Origin of the sequence: Streptomyces sp. NBC_01317, assembly GCF_035961655.1 — a bacterium.
GTDB lineage: Bacteria > Actinomycetota > Actinomycetes > Streptomycetales > Streptomycetaceae > Streptomyces.
Genome location: NZ_CP108393.1, coordinates 6928087 through 6941560, shown reverse-complemented (window position 1 = coordinate 6941560; position 13474 = coordinate 6928087). Strand labels below are relative to the sequence as shown.

At 73.8% G+C, this 13474-nt stretch carries 9 protein-coding genes and 1 pseudogene; 4 read left to right on the top strand and 6 right to left on the bottom strand.

The annotated features are described in order from the left end of the window. Window positions 1-143: 143 nt before the first annotated feature. A complete protein-coding gene (locus tag OG349_RS30300) occupies window positions 144-1688 on the bottom strand; it encodes a hypothetical protein (RefSeq protein WP_327237606.1) in 1545 nt (514 codons plus the stop codon). 109 nt (window positions 1689-1797) lie between these two features. Then, a pseudogene (locus tag OG349_RS30295) lies at window positions 1798-2226 on the bottom strand (FCD domain-containing protein); the annotation flags it as partial. Between OG349_RS30295 and OG349_RS30290 the strand changes: the two are divergent. From OG349_RS30290 to OG349_RS30275, 4 genes are read left to right on the top strand one after another with little or no spacing between them, the layout of a single operon-like run. Beyond that, on the top strand, window positions 2213-3418 hold the full coding sequence (locus OG349_RS30290; RefSeq protein ID WP_327237605.1) for an MFS transporter: 1206 nt from the start codon (window positions 2213-2215) through the stop codon (window positions 3416-3418). The pseudogene OG349_RS30295 and the gene OG349_RS30290 overlap by 14 nt on opposite strands. A 33-nt stretch (window positions 3419-3451) precedes the next feature. Next, window positions 3452-4216, top strand: a complete 765-nt coding sequence (locus OG349_RS30285; protein WP_327237604.1) for a LamB/YcsF family protein — start codon at window positions 3452-3454, stop codon at window positions 4214-4216. Further along, complete coding sequence (gene pxpB / locus OG349_RS30280) at window positions 4213-4905, top strand: 5-oxoprolinase subunit PxpB (protein ID WP_442806336.1); 693 nt, start codon at window positions 4213-4215, stop codon at window positions 4903-4905. Before OG349_RS30285 ends, pxpB begins: the two co-directional genes overlap by 4 nt. Then, the gene (locus OG349_RS30275) at window positions 4902-5807 is read left to right on the top strand and encodes a biotin-dependent carboxyltransferase family protein (protein ID WP_327237603.1); all 906 of its coding nucleotides are present in this window, start codon (window positions 4902-4904) and stop codon (window positions 5805-5807) included. The genes pxpB and OG349_RS30275 overlap by 4 nt, the downstream gene beginning before the upstream one ends. Window positions 5808-5809: 2 nt before the next feature. Here the strand turns inward: OG349_RS30275 and OG349_RS30270 are convergent, their stop codons facing one another. The 4 genes from OG349_RS30270 to OG349_RS30255 form a co-directional block, all read right to left on the bottom strand. Further along, window positions 5810-9430, bottom strand: a complete 3621-nt coding sequence (locus tag OG349_RS30270) for a hydantoinase B/oxoprolinase family protein (protein WP_327237602.1) — start codon at window positions 9428-9430, stop codon at window positions 5810-5812. Continuing rightward, window positions 9427-10314: an SGNH/GDSL hydrolase family protein gene (locus OG349_RS30265; RefSeq protein WP_442806435.1), complete on the bottom strand. Its 888-nt coding sequence runs from the start codon at window positions 10312-10314 to the stop codon at window positions 9427-9429. The genes OG349_RS30270 and OG349_RS30265 overlap by 4 nt, the downstream gene beginning before the upstream one ends. 632 nt (window positions 10315-10946) lie before the next feature. Continuing rightward, a complete protein-coding gene (locus tag OG349_RS30260; protein ID WP_327237601.1) occupies window positions 10947-12191 on the bottom strand; it encodes a glycosyltransferase in 1245 nt (414 codons plus the stop codon). Then, window positions 12188-13306, bottom strand: a complete 1119-nt coding sequence (locus tag OG349_RS30255; RefSeq protein WP_327237600.1) for a glycosyltransferase family 4 protein — start codon at window positions 13304-13306, stop codon at window positions 12188-12190. The genes OG349_RS30260 and OG349_RS30255 overlap by 4 nt, the downstream gene beginning before the upstream one ends. Between the last annotated feature and the right edge of the window lie 168 nt (window positions 13307-13474).

Sequence of the window (13474 nt, the reverse complement as noted above, 5' to 3'; positions counted from 1 at the left end):
TCCACCGCGGCGAGGAGTGCGCTCACCGGGGCGCACCCGGGCCCGCGCCGGCCACGCGGCGGCCACAAGCCGTACCGGCGGAAGCACGTCCGCCGGACGGTAAGCGGCCCGAAGCGGGTCCGCCGGACGCGGTGTCGTGGCGTTCACGCCGCCTCCGTGCGGGACGCCGTCATGCCTGCCGCGTCCAGGAGTGCCGTGCCCACTATCAGGTCGGCGCCGCCGAACTCCTGGTCGTGGAGGGGGGTGCCGTCGTCCACGGCGAACAGGAGGCGCTCCTCGCCCTGGCGGTAGGCCGTGCCCACGGGTGGGCTGGCCGCGTGGATGGCCAGGAGGATGACCAGGTAGGGCAGTTCGGGGTCGCGGAGGCGGGCCTCGGCGAGGAGGCCCGAGAGGCGGCGGGGGGCGTCGGGTTCCAGCGTGAGCAGTTCCATCGCGCTCGCCAGCTGCTCCTCGCTGAACCGGCTGTCGTCCGGCGTCGCGATGAGGTCGGGCTCCGGCATCTCCGCGCCGAGGTGGTCGCGCTCGACCGGGGGCGTCAGCAGGAGGTCGATCAGGTCGCCGACCCGGACGGACACCGGCGTGCGCAGTCCGGTGCCCCGGGCGAAGAACGCGTCCGTCACGCGCGTCGCCCGCTCCACCGGCAACGGCAGCAGCGGGGCGACCAGCTGGCCGTAGAGATCGAGGCCCGTCCGCCCCGACGGGCCCGCGAACGCCTGGCGGTCCTGCTCCGCCCGGAACAGCGGTCCGGCCTCCAGCAGCCGGGACTGGAGCTGGGTGTGCCGGCGGATGCAGTCCTTGACGATGTCGACCAGCTCGGCGGCGCGCCGCTTGTGCTCGGCCGTCTTGGGGTCGTTGCCCGTCTCGGCCTCGTCGCGGGCCTTGCGGATGTTCGTGAGGATCGCGTTCTCGTGGCGGTACCGGTCGGCGACATGGTCGAGCGCTTCGTCGATCATGTCCGGCACGGCGTTCAGCCAGTCGACCGCGCGGACGTTGCGCCGCGTCGCCTCCAGCGTCCGCCGCAGCGTCTCCGCGTACTGCACCGTGCGGTACCTCGCCTGCTCGGCGGCGAGTTGCGCGTCCGCGAGCCGGCCGCGGTTGATCAGGACCTCCAGCTTGACCTCGGCGGCGATCTGCGCGCTGGTGACGTCCGTGTCCAGGGCGCCCACCAGCACGTTGACCGCTTCGTCCGTCGTACGGAGGTAGACGCTCCCGCCGTGCCCGGGGACTTCCTCGATGAGCTTGAAGTCGTAGTCCCTGCGGGTGTAGACGCCGTCGGTGCCGAACGTCCCGTACACCGCCCGGAAGCCGCGGTCCACGCTGCCGACGTTGATCAGGTTCTCCAGCACCCACCGGGCGACCCGCTCGTGCTCGGCGGCCGGGCGGCGCGGGGCCTGCGCGGCGACGCGCGGCAGCAGCCTCGCCACGATCTGCTCGTGGTCGGCGCCGGTGTCGAAGTCCATGTTCAGCGTGACCAGATCGATCGCGGAGAGCGCGACCTCGGCCATCGCGTATATCGAGTACTCCCCCGCGAGGTTGGCCTTACGCGTGTCCAGATCGTGCAGGGGCGCCGTGCACGCGAGCGCGCGCAGCCGCCGCGCCAGCCCTTCGTCGGCGGCCGGGCCCTGTGCGGGCCGCGGCCCCGCGCTGAGCTGGGGCGGAACGAATTCCGGCGAGGCAGGCGAAGTCACGTTGCACAGATTAGATCCTCGGACTGACAACGGTCGAAACGGCGCAGAAGCGACCCGTGCGGTGGCCGGTCCGTGTCGGGTCGTGTGCTCATCTTCGCCGAGACCCCGGCTACGGCTGCGCCACCCGGCGCGCGTACACCTCCACCAGCTGCTCGCGCGAATCGTCCAGATACGCGGCCAGCAGCCGCTCCGTCCGCTCCCTGTCCCCCGACCCGAGCGACTCCAGCAGCACGCGGTTGCGGACCAGATACGGCTGGTGCAGCCGTTGCGGATCGTCCACGACGTGGAAGGCGAGCCGCAGTTCGGCCAGGACCCCGCGCATCAGTTCGTCGGTGCGCGCGCTGCCGGCCAGGGCGACCAGTTCGCGGTGGAAGTGGATGTTGGCCGTCGCTACACCGGTCCAGATCCCGTCCCCGGCCGCCTGTTCGCCCGTACCGACGGCCGCCTCCAGCCCGCTCAGGGCGTACGGCGGCTCGCCGAGCCCGCGCACGACCGCGCATTCGACCAGCCGGCGGGTGCGGTAGATGTCCTCGACGTCGGGGCGCCGCGCGTTCGGCGGCGCGTTCGGCGGATACGGCCTGGATTCCTACGACTTCTTCACCCTGCCGCTCAGCATGGTCGCGATCGCCGCCTATTTCGGGCTCGACAGCGGCCAGACCGGCCTCCTCACCACCGTGACCCTCGTCGTCTCGGCCGTCGGCGGAGCCCTCGCGGGCATTCTGGCCGACCGCATCGGCCGGGTGAGGGCCCTGATGATCACCGTGGGGACGTACGCGGTCTTCACCGTCCTGTGCGGCTTCGCACCCGACTACGAGACCCTGCTGCTCTTCCGTGCCTTCCAGGGCCTCGGTTTCGGCGGCGAGTGGGCCGTCGGCGCGATCCTGGTCGCGGAGTACGCGAGCGGCAAGCACCGGGGCCGTACCCTCGGCGCCGTCCAGAGCGCCTGGGCGGCCGGCTGGGCGCTCGCCGTGCTCGTCTACACGCTCGTGTTCCAGTTCCTCGACGCGGACACCGCCTGGCGGGTGATGTTCTGGACAGGCGCGCTGCCGGCGCTGCTGATCATCTACGTACGGCGCAACGTCGAGGACGCCCCGGAGGCCGCCCGACAGCGGCGCGAGAGTCCGGAGAAGGGCAGCTTCGCCACGATCTTCCGTACGGGCCTGCTCCGCACGACACTCTTCGCGACCCTCATGTCCGCAGGCGTACAAGGCGGTTACTACACGCTCGCCACCTGGGTGCCCACGTACCTCAAGACCGAGCGCGGACTCAGCGTCGTCGGCACCGGCGGGTATCTCACGTTCCTGATCTCCGGGGCCTTCCTCGGCTATCTGACGGGCGGTTACCTCACCGACCGGCTGGGCAGGAAGAAGAACATCGCGATCTTCGCCGTCCTGTCCGCGCTCGCCATCCTGGTGTACGTCAACATCCCCGGATCGGCGGACGGCCTGCTGCTCGTCCTCGGATTCCCGCTCGGCTTCTGCATGTCGGCCATCTTCAGCGGCTTCGGCTCCTTCCTCAGCGAGCTGTATCCGACCGCCGTGCGCGGTACCGGCCAGGGCTTCACGTACAACACCGGGCGCGCGGTCGGCGCGTTCTTCCCCACCCTCGTCGGTTTCCTGGCCACCGGCTGGGGTGTCGGCGGCGCCCTGGTCTTCGGGGCCGTCGGTTACGGTCTCGCCGTACTCGCGCTGCTCGGCCTCCCGGAGACCCGTGGGCGCGAACTGCTGTGAATCGCAGGACTGTTACGACCGGAAGGTGACTCCATGACCTGGGCGTCCATCGATCTCAACGCCGACCTGGGCGAGGGCTTCGGCCGCTGGCGGCTGACCGACGACGAGGAACTGCTCTCCGTCGTCACCAGCGCCAACGTGGCCTGCGGCTTCCACGCCGGGGACGCGGCCACCATGCGGCGGGTCTGCGCGTGGGCCGTCGAGCGGGGGGTACGGATCGGCGCCCAGGTCTCCTACCGGGACCTGGCGGGGTTCGGACGGCGGTCGATGGACGTGCCGCCGGACGAACTGGCCGCCGAAATCGCTTATCAGATCGGCGCGTTGGAGGTCTTCGCGAAGGCGGCCGGCGCGCGGGTCGCGTATGTGAAGCCGCACGGCGCGCTCTACAACCGGGTGGTGCACGACGCGGAACAGGCGGAGGCAGTCGTGGAGGGCGTCAAACTCACCGGCGAGCGGCTGCCGTTGCTCGGCCTGCCGGGGTCGCGGCTGCACGACCTGGCGGAGAAGGCCGGACTGCCCGCTGTCACCGAGGCGTTCGCGGACCGCGCGTACACACCGGAGGGCACGCTGGTGCCCCGTGGCCAGGAGGGCGCGGTGGTCACCGACGCGGCGGCCGTGGTCGAACGGTCCGTGTCCATGGCCCGGTTCGGGGTGGTGACCTCGCGGTGCGGGCAGTCTGTCAACGTCCGGGCGCGCTCGCTGTGCCTGCACGGGGACACGCCCGGCGCCGTCGGTCTGGCCCGGCGCGTGCGGAGCCAGCTGGAGGCGGCGGGGGTCCGGGTGGAGGCCTTCGTATGAGTGCGACCGCCCGTATGAGGAGGAGTGCGACCGCGCGGGCCTATCGCGGTACGGCCCTGCCCGTCGGCGACCGGGCGCTGCTCGTGGAGCTGGCCGGCGGCGAGGAAACAGCGGCCTTCCACGCCGAGTTGCTGCGCCGGCGCGCCGCCGGGACCCTCCCGGCCGTACGGGAGATCGTGCCGGCCGCGCGCACGGTGCTGCTCGACGGACTGGACGACCCGGCCGGTTTCGCGGCCGGGCTGCGCACCTGGGAGCTGTCCCCTCCCGACTCCCGGGAGTCGGACACGGTCACCCTGCCGGTCCGCTACGACGGCCCCGATCTCGCGGAGGTCGCGGCGCTCTGGGGGGTTTCGGAGCAGGAGGTGGTACGGATCCACACGGCGGCCGAATTCCGGGTCGCCTTCTGCGGGTTCGCGCCCGGCTTCGGCTATCTCACCGGGCTCGGTGAGCGGTACGCCGTCCCGCGCAGGGCCACGCCCCGGACGGCTGTCCCGGCGGGCTCGGTCGGTCTCGCGGGACCGTACACCGGGGTCTACCCTCGCTCCTCGCCCGGTGGTTGGCAGCTGATCGGGACGACGGACAGCGTGCTGTGGGACGCGACGCGCGAGCCCGCCGCCCTCCTCTCCCCGGGAACACGCGTGCGTTTCGCGGCGGTGGAGGACGACGGACACGGGGGCAAGAGCCCGTGACGGACCGGGCGTTGGCCGTCGTACGGGCCGGGGCGCTGACCAGCGTCCAGGATCTCGGGCGGCACGGCCACGCGCACCTGGGTGTGCCCCGCTCCGGGGCGCTGGATCCGCCCGCGCTGCGGCTGGGCAACCGGCTGGTGGGCAATCCGGAGGGCACGGCGGCGCTGGAGACAACCCTCAACGGCTGTGCGGTCCGGCCGCGTTGCACGGTCGAGGTGGCTGTGACGGGCGCGCCGTGCGGGGTGACCGTGGACGGCCGCCCGGTGGCGTGGGGGCAGTCCGTACGGGTCCCAGCGGGGACGGTGCTCGAAGTGGGGCCCGCGGTGTCCGGGGTCCGGAGCTATCTGGCGTTCGGCGGCGGGGTCGCGGTGGAGCCCGTACTGGGCAGCCGGTCCACCGACCTCCTGTCGGGCCTCGGACCGGCAGTCCTGCGCGACGGTACGGTCCTGGCGCTGGGTCCCCGACGGGGTCCGGCGGCCCCGGCCGACGCCGTACCGGCGCAGGCGCCGCCCGCCGAACTGGTGTTGCGGGTACGGCTGGGGCCGCGCGACGGCTGGTTCACGGACGCGGCCCTGCGGACGCTCGCCTCCGCCGTCTACCGGGTGTCCTCCGCCAGCAACCGCATCGGCCTGCGCACGGAGGGGCCGGCGCTGGAGCGTGCGGCGACCGGTGAACTGCCCAGCGAGGGCATGGTGCTCGGCGCGGTCCAAGTGCCGCCGGACGGACTGCCGTTGGTCTTCCTCGCCGACCATCCGACCACCGGGGGCTATCCGGTGGTCGCGGTGGTACGGGAGGCGGACCTCGCGGCGGCCGCGCAGGCGGTCCCCGGTACGCCGATCCGCTTCGTCCCGGTCGGCCGACCCACGCCCCGTACCGGCCGGCCCACCCCCCGTACCGGCTGATCTCAGGCCCTGTCCGCCGTCCCGTACCCACCGCCGCCCGGTGTCCGCAGCACCAGGACGTCGTCCGGTCCTGTCTCCACCGAGTCGACCCCTTTCAGCGGGGTGACCGAACCGTTCGCGCGCTCAAGGGAGTTGTCGCCGAGCGCGCCGGGACCGCCACCTGCCATCCCGTACGGCGCCGTCCTGCGGTGTCCGGTGAGGAGGGTCACCGTCATCGGCTCCAGGAAGCGGATGCGCCGTACGACTCCGTCGCCGCCCCGCCACCGTCCCGCGCCCCCGCTGCCCTCCCGGACGGCGAAGCTGTCCACCCGTACCGGATAGCGCCACTCCAGCACCTCGGGATCGGTGAGGCGGGAGTTGGTCATGTGGGTCTGTACGGCGTCGGCGCCGTCGAAGCCGTCGCCCGCGCCCGAGCCGCTGGCCACGGTCTCGTAGTACTGCACCCGGTCGTTGCCGAAGGTGAGGTTGTTCATGGTGCCCGAGCCCTCCGCCTGGACCCCGAGCGCCGCGTACAGCGCGCCCGTGACGGCCTGGGAGATCTCCACGTTGCCCGCGACGGTCGCCGCCGGGTAGGCGGGCGCGAGCATCGACCCGTCCGGTACGCGCACCTCCAGGGGCACCAGGCAGCCGCTGTTGAGCGGGATGTCGTCGGCCACGAGCGTCCGGAAGACGTACAGCACGGCCGCCATCACCACGGACCGGGGCGCGTTGAAGTTGCCGGGCTGCTGCGGCGACGTGCCGGCGAAGTCCACGACCGCGCTGCGGGCCGCCCGGTCGACCCGCAGGGCGACCTCGATCACGGCGCCGGAGTCGGTCTCGTAGCGGTACGAACCGTCGTGGAGGCCGGCGACGATGCGCCGCACGGACTCCTCGGCGTTGCGCCGTACGTGTCCCATGTACGCCCGCACCACGTCGAGTCCGAACTCCCCCACCATGGCGTGGAGTTCGGCGATGCCCTTCTCATTCGCCGCGATCTGGGCGCGCAGGTCGGCGAGGTTGGTGTCCGGGTCGCGGGACGGATGCCGGGCGCCGGTGAGCAGGTCTCGCGTCTCCTCCTCCCGCAGCCGGCCGTCCCTGACGAGCAGCCAGTTGTCGAACAGCACGCCCTCCTCGTGGATGTCGGTGCTGAAGGCAGGCATGGAGCCGGGGGTGATGCCGCCGATCTCGGCGTGGTGGCCCCGGGAGGCCACCAGGAACCGGAGCTCCCCGCCCCGCTCGCCGAAGACGGGGGTCACGACCGTCACGTCCGGCAGATGGGTGCCGCCGTGGTACGGATCGTTGATGGCGTATACGTCACCAGGGCGCAGCTCGCCCGCGTTGCGCCGCAGCACCTCCTTGATGGATTCGCCCATCGACCCCAAATGGACCGGGATGTGGGGGGCGTTGGCGATCAAATTGCCCTCGGCGTCGAAGAGCGCGCAGGAGAAGTCCAGCCGCTCCTTGATGTTGACCGAGTGGGCGGTGTTCTCCAGGCGCACGCCCATCTGTTCGGCGATGGCCATGAAGAGGTTGTTGAAGACCTCCAGCAGCACCGGGTCGACGTCCGTGCCGACCGCGACGCGCGTGGGCCGGGGCCGTACACGGGTCAGCAGCAGATGCCCCGACTCCGCCGCCCCCGCCTGCCACCCGGGCTCGACGATCGTGGTGGCGTCAGGCTCGGTGATCACGGCGGGGCCGGTGACGGTGGCGCCCGTACGGAGGTCGGCGCGCCGGTGGAGCGGGGTGCCGCGGACCTGGCCGTCCACGAACATGCCGGTCAGGGCATACGGTTCGGGCTCCGCCCCGGCATCGGTGGGAGCCCTCCCCGCCGGCCCGCGCGGACGCTCCCCGCCCGCCGCCCCGACCGCTTCGACCGAGACCGCCTCCACGACCAGCGGCTTGTCCATCGTGAAGGCGTAGCGCGAGCGGTGCTCGGCGACGAAGGCCTCCGCCATCGCCGGGACGGTGTCCAGGGCGACGGGCAGGCTCGCGTCCGTACCGGCGTACCGCAGGAGCACACGCGCGTGGGTGGTGATCGCGTCGTCCGGTACGGAATCGGCGCGCAGATCGGCGCGGGCCCGGGCGGCCAGGCCGTCACACACCTCGCGCACGCGGCGCAGCGCCGGTCCGGTCAACTCGGCCTCGACGGACTGCTCGCGCATGGCGGTGGCGTCGGCGAGGCCGATGCCGTACGCGGACAGGACCCCGGCGAGCGGAGGCACGATCACGGTGTCGATGCCCAGGGCGTCGGCGACCGCGCACGCGTGCTGGCCGCCCGCGCCGCCGAAACCGGTGAGGGCGTAGCGGGTGATGTCGTGTCCGCGCTGTACGGAGATCTTCTTGACGGCGTTCGCCATGTTGAGGACGGCGATCTCCAGGTAACCGGCGGCGACTTGCTCCGGCGAGCGGTGGGCACCGGTGGCCTTGGTCACGTCCCTGGCCAGTTCCGCGAAGCGGGTCCGTACCACCTCGGCGTCCAGCGGCAGGTCGCCGCCGGGGCCGAACACGGCCGGGAAATGCGCCGGTTGGATACGGCCGAGCATCACGTGGGCGTCGGTGACGGTGAGCGGCCCGCCGCGCCGGTAGCAGGCGGGGCCCGGCACGGCGCCCGCCGAGTCGGGACCGACGCGGTAGCGCTGTCCGTCGAAGCGCAGGACGGATCCGCCGCCCGCGGCGACGGTGTGGATGTTCATCATGGGGGCGCGCATCCGGACGCCGGCGACCTGGGTGCCCAGTTCGCGCTCGAACTCGCCCGCGTAGTGGGAGACATCGGTGGAAGTGCCGCCCATGTCGAAGCCGATGACGCGGTCGAAGCCGGCCTGTTCCGACGTACGGACCATGCCGACGACACCGCCGGCCGGTCCCGACAGCACGGCGTCCTTGCCCCGGAAGTGGGCGGCTTCGCGCAGTCCGCCGTTGGACTGCATGAACATGAGCCGGATGCCGCGCAGTTCAGCGGCGATCTCCTCGACGTACCGGCGCAGGATCGGGGAGAGGTAGGCGTCCACGACGGTGGTGTCCCCGCGCGGGACCAGCTTGATCAGGGGGCTGACCTCGTGGGAGCAGCTGACCTGGGTGAAGCCCACGGCGCGGGCGGCGTCGGCGACGGCGGTCTCGTGGGCGGGGTGGCGGTAGCCGTGCACGAGGACCACGGCGGCGCTGCGGAAGCCGTCGTCGTGGGCGGCGCGCAGGGCATCGGTGACGGGGTCCAGGTCGAGCGGCCGGACGGTGGCGCCGTGCGCGTCGATCCGTTCCGGGACCTCCACGACCCGCTCGTACACCGCCTCGGGCAGGACGATCCGGCGGTCGAAGAGCCGGGGGCGGTTCTGGTACGCGATCCGGAGGGCGTCGCGGAAGCCTTCGGTGATCACGAGGACGGTGGGCTCGCCGCGGCGTTCCAGCAGGGCGTTGGTGGCGACGGTCGTGCCCATCTTCACGATGCGGACCCGCTCGGCCGGGACGGGTTCACCGGGGGCGAGGCCGAGGAGGAGCCGGATGCCGGCGACGGCCGCGTCCTGGTGGCGTTCCGGCTGGTGGGAGAGGAGTTTGCGGGTGACGAGCCGGCCGTCGGGGCGCCTGCCCACCACGTCGGTGAAGGTGCCGCCCCGGTCGATCCAGAATTCCCAGCGTCCGGTACCGGTCATTCCCCCATTCTCGCAAGAGATGGCCCGGCTGACCGGGCACCGAGCGCGGCGAGCGCGCCGGAGAGCGCGTGTTCGGCGTGGAGGTCGAGGCGGGCGGTGGTGCCTCTGGCCCAGTGTTGTACCTCGTCACCGGCGAGGCGCAGCAGTTCGGGCAGGAGGTCCTGGCACCGCCGTACGACCCAGCCGGTGCCCGCGGTGGCGAGCCAGGCCAGTGCGGCCGTACGGGTCGGGGGCGGCCGGTCCGCCTCCAGAGAGGGGGCCGGGCCCGGGGCGAGGCCGCGGGCGGCGAGCAGGTCGTGGAAGCGGGCGGCGGTCATCCGGTGACCGCGCTCGCCCGGGTGCAGCCGGTCGGCGCTCCAGAGGGTCCGGTCGGCGACCCAGGCGGCGTCCGCCATGTGGAGGTGGACCGCGCCGTGGCGCTCGGACAGGGCGTGCACGACGGCGTTGACGGCACGCTGGCGCCGGGCGAGCGGGCGGGCGAGCGGCGCGGGCAGGCCGAGCATGGTGCCGGGGTCGGGGAGGCAGGCGGTCAGCAGGAGGGTGCCGCGTGCGGCGAGGTCGCGGCAGACGCGGTCGAGGCGGCGGGCGAGGTCCTGGATGTCGAAGGCGCAGCGCAGGGTGTCGTTGACGCCGACGACGACGGAGGCGAGGTCGGGGGCGAAGTCGAGGACGGCGGGCAGCTGGTCCTCCTCGACGTCGCGGGTGAGCGCGCCACTGACGGCGAAGTTACGAAACTCGGCGTCACCGCCCAACCCGCCACCGAGCAGCGCGGCCCACCCCCGCCAGCCCCCGTCCACGGGGTCACCGACCCCGGCGGTCAGAGAATCCCCGAGCGCGGCGAACCGAATCCCGCGCGGCGAAGCGACCACCTCGGGCTCCGGCACCCCGACCCCGGCCGGTTCGCGGGACGCGGCCCGGCTGCCGGTGAGCGGCTGGGCAACGGCCCCTGGTACGGCCCAACCGACCGAGGCCGCCTCGGCAACGCCCCCCACTGCCGTCCGGCTGACGCGAGACGCCTCGGCACCGGCCCCCGGCGCGGTCCGGCTGACCGGCGACGGGGCGGCCACCGGCCCCACCGGTGTCCGACCGGGCCGAGACGGCTCGGCGACGGCTCGCGGCGCGGTCCGACGGACTGGCGACGGGTCGGTTACGGCCCCGAAAACCGGTCGCGGGCCCGCGAGAGCAGCGGCCACCAGACCCCGCGCACGCGGAGGCGCGACGGACTCCGACGTCGGCACCATGGCCGGTCCGCCGGCCGGAGACGGCTCCGTGGCGGGCACCGCCGTCGGGCCGGCGGCCGGAAGCTGGTCCGCAGCGGCCCCAGGGACCGTCCGTGTGCCCGTGCGGGTGGCTCCCGGGCCCCTCGGCGTGGGGGAGATGCCCGCCCTGGCGGGCCGCAGTGGCGGCTTCGTGGGGGCGGCGGGCGCACCGGCGGGCGCCGTGTCGTCGCGTACCGCCGGCCGCGTGCACGTCGGCTCGCCCGGTGCCTCCCGCGTCGCGGGTCTCCCCGGCCCGCTCACCGTGGCGCCCCGTCCGGGTGGTGGAGTGGGGGCGCGATGGACACCGGATCGGGCAGCCGTTCGGCCGGGCGCAGTGGCTCGGCGTCGTGGGCCGCCAGGAATGCGGCCACCGAGCGGTCCCAGCCGAACAGTTCCGCCCTTGTCCTCGCCGCCGTGCGGCGCTCCGGCTCCGGGCGGGTCAGCAGTGCCTGTACGGCGTCGGCGAAGGCCGCGCCCGTGTCCGCCGCCGACCTGCCCGCGTCGCCGATGACCTCGGGCAGCGCCGACGACGCGCTGGCGACCACCGGTGTGCCGCAGGCCAGCGCCTCCAGGGCCGAGAGCCCGAACGTCTCGGCGGGCCCCGGCGCCAGGCAGATGTCCGCCGCCGCCTGGAGATCCGCCATGGCGGCCCGGTCCCGTACGTGGCCCAGGAAGAGGGCGGGCAGCCGCTGCGCCTGCGCCCTGCGGACCAGTCCGGCCCGCAGCGGGCCCTCGCCCGCCACGACCAGCACCACCCGCACGCCCCGCGCCCGCAGCTCCGCCAGCGCGTCCAGCGCCGTGCCGGGCCGCTTCTCCACCGACAGCCGGGAGCCGAGGAGCAGCAGAACGTCCGCCCCGCGCGCGTACCGCTCCCGCAGCGCCGGGTCGCGCCGCTCCGGCCGGCACCGCGCCAGGTCCACCCCCAGCGGCGCCCGCACCACGTTCCGCGCGCCGATGCGCAGGAACTCGCGCTCCGACCACTCCGTGGTGCAGACGATCCGGGAGTACGCCCACGCGCTGCGCAGGTTGATCCGGTCGGCCGTCCGCCCGGCCGCCGCCCCGGGCACGCCCCAGGTCCGCAGCACCCCGTCGGCGGTCTCGTGGGAGACCATCACGGACGGCACGCGGTGGCGGCGCGCCCACTCGCCGGTCCAGCGCAGGGTGGTCCTGTCGGACACCTCCAGCCGGTCGGGACGGATCTGTTCGAGCACCTCCCGCAGCCGCCGCCGCGCGGTCAGGACGCGGTAGCCGCCGGTGCCGGGCAGCACCGGGCCCGGCAGGGTGATCACCCGTCCCTGCGCGGTGTGCTCGTCGGTCTCCCGCTCGCCCGGCACGATCAGCACCGGTTCGTGCCCGGCCGCCAGGTAGCCGCTGCCCAGCTCCTGGAGCGCGGTGCGCAGGCCGCCGGAGGCCGGGGTGACGAAGTTGGCCAGCCGTACGATCCGCAGGCCGCCTCCTACAGAGGCAGAGGCGGAGGGGAAGGACGAACCCGCCGCGTTCACGCGACCACCGCCGTGCGGGCGCCCAGCACGTCCGCGTAGTGGTCGATCAACTGGTCCCCGACCACCGCCCAGGTGCGCCCCTCGACGGTGGCCCGGGCCACGTGTCCGTAGGAGGCGCGCAGGACGGGCGCGTGGGCGAGGTCTTCCACGGCCCGGGTCATGGCGTCGGCGTCGAGGGGCGTCACGAGCGTTCCCGTACGGCCGTGGTCGACGAGGTCGAGCGGTCCGCCCGCCGCGGGCGCGATCACCGGCACCCCGCTGGCCATGGCCTCCTGCACGGTCTGGCAGAAGGTTTCGTAGGGACCGGTGTGCGCGAAGACGTCGAAGGACGCGAAGGTCCTGGCCAGTTCGTCGCCGGTGGTACGGCCCAGGAAGAGCGCGCCGGGCAGCGCGCCCCGCAGGGACGCCTCGCTGGGTCCGTCCCCGACGATCACCACCCGGACTCCCGGGAGCGCGCAGACGCCCGCGAGGAGTTCCACGTGCTTCTCGGGCGCCAGCCGGCCGACGTAACCGACGATCAGCTCACCGTTCGGCGCGAACCGCCGCCGCAGCGCCTCGTCGCGCAGCTCCGGCCGGAACCGTACGGTGTCCACTCCGCGCGGCCAGAGGCTGACCCGGGGGATGCCGTGGGCGGCAAGATCGCTGACGGCGGCGCTGGAGGGCGCGAGGGTGCGGTCGGCGGCGGTGTGGACGGCGCGGATGCGCCGCCAGGCGGCCGCCTCGCCGGCGCCGACGTACGTCCTGGCGTACCCGGCGAGGTCGGTCTGGTAGACGGCGACGGCGGGGACCCCGAGCCGGGTGGCGGCCGACATGCCGCGCACGCCGAGGACGAAGGGGCCCGCGAGGTGGACCAGGTCGGCGCGGTGCGCGGCGATCGTCGCGGCCACCCGCCGGCTGGGGAGTGCCACCCGGACCTGCGGGTAGCCGGGGAGCGGGAGTGAGGGCACGCGTACCACGGGGCACGGTGAGTCGATCTCGTCGTCGCCGGCGACGGCCGGGGCGATGACGAGCGGGTCATGACCGCGCGCGGCGAGGTGCCGGGCGGTCTGGAGGGCGCAGTGGGCCACGCCGTTGACGTCGGGCGGGAAGGACTCGGTGACAATGACGACACGCATGCTCGTGTTGTCGTCCTGCCGGACGTGTCCCTGCCAACGTGGATCTTTCCGCCCGACGAACGCCCCATGAGCATTGGACTCCGGGGTGTCCCGGAGGGCGCCGCGGCCTCGGACGTCGTACGGAAACGCACATGGAACGCACACAGAGTCACGCGCGCCCCGACCGGG

What these genes read in the sequence shown, in the direction of transcription:
- OG349_RS30270 (WP_327237602.1), bottom strand. Translation starts at nt 9,430, where the DNA reads ATGACCGGTACCGGACGCTGGGAATTCTGGATCGACCGGGGCGGCACC.
- OG349_RS30285 (WP_327237604.1), top strand. Translation starts at nt 3,452, where the DNA reads ATGACCTGGGCGTCCATCGATCTCAACGCCGACCTGGGCGAGGGCTTC.
- OG349_RS30255 (WP_327237600.1), bottom strand. Translation starts at nt 13,306, where the DNA reads ATGCGTGTCGTCATTGTCACCGAGTCCTTCCCGCCCGACGTCAACGGC.
- OG349_RS30290 (WP_327237605.1), top strand. Translation starts at nt 2,213, where the DNA reads ATGTCCTCGACGTCGGGGCGCCGCGCGTTCGGCGGCGCGTTCGGCGGA.
- pxpB (WP_442806336.1), top strand. Translation starts at nt 4,213, where the DNA reads ATGAGTGCGACCGCCCGTATGAGGAGGAGTGCGACCGCGCGGGCCTAT.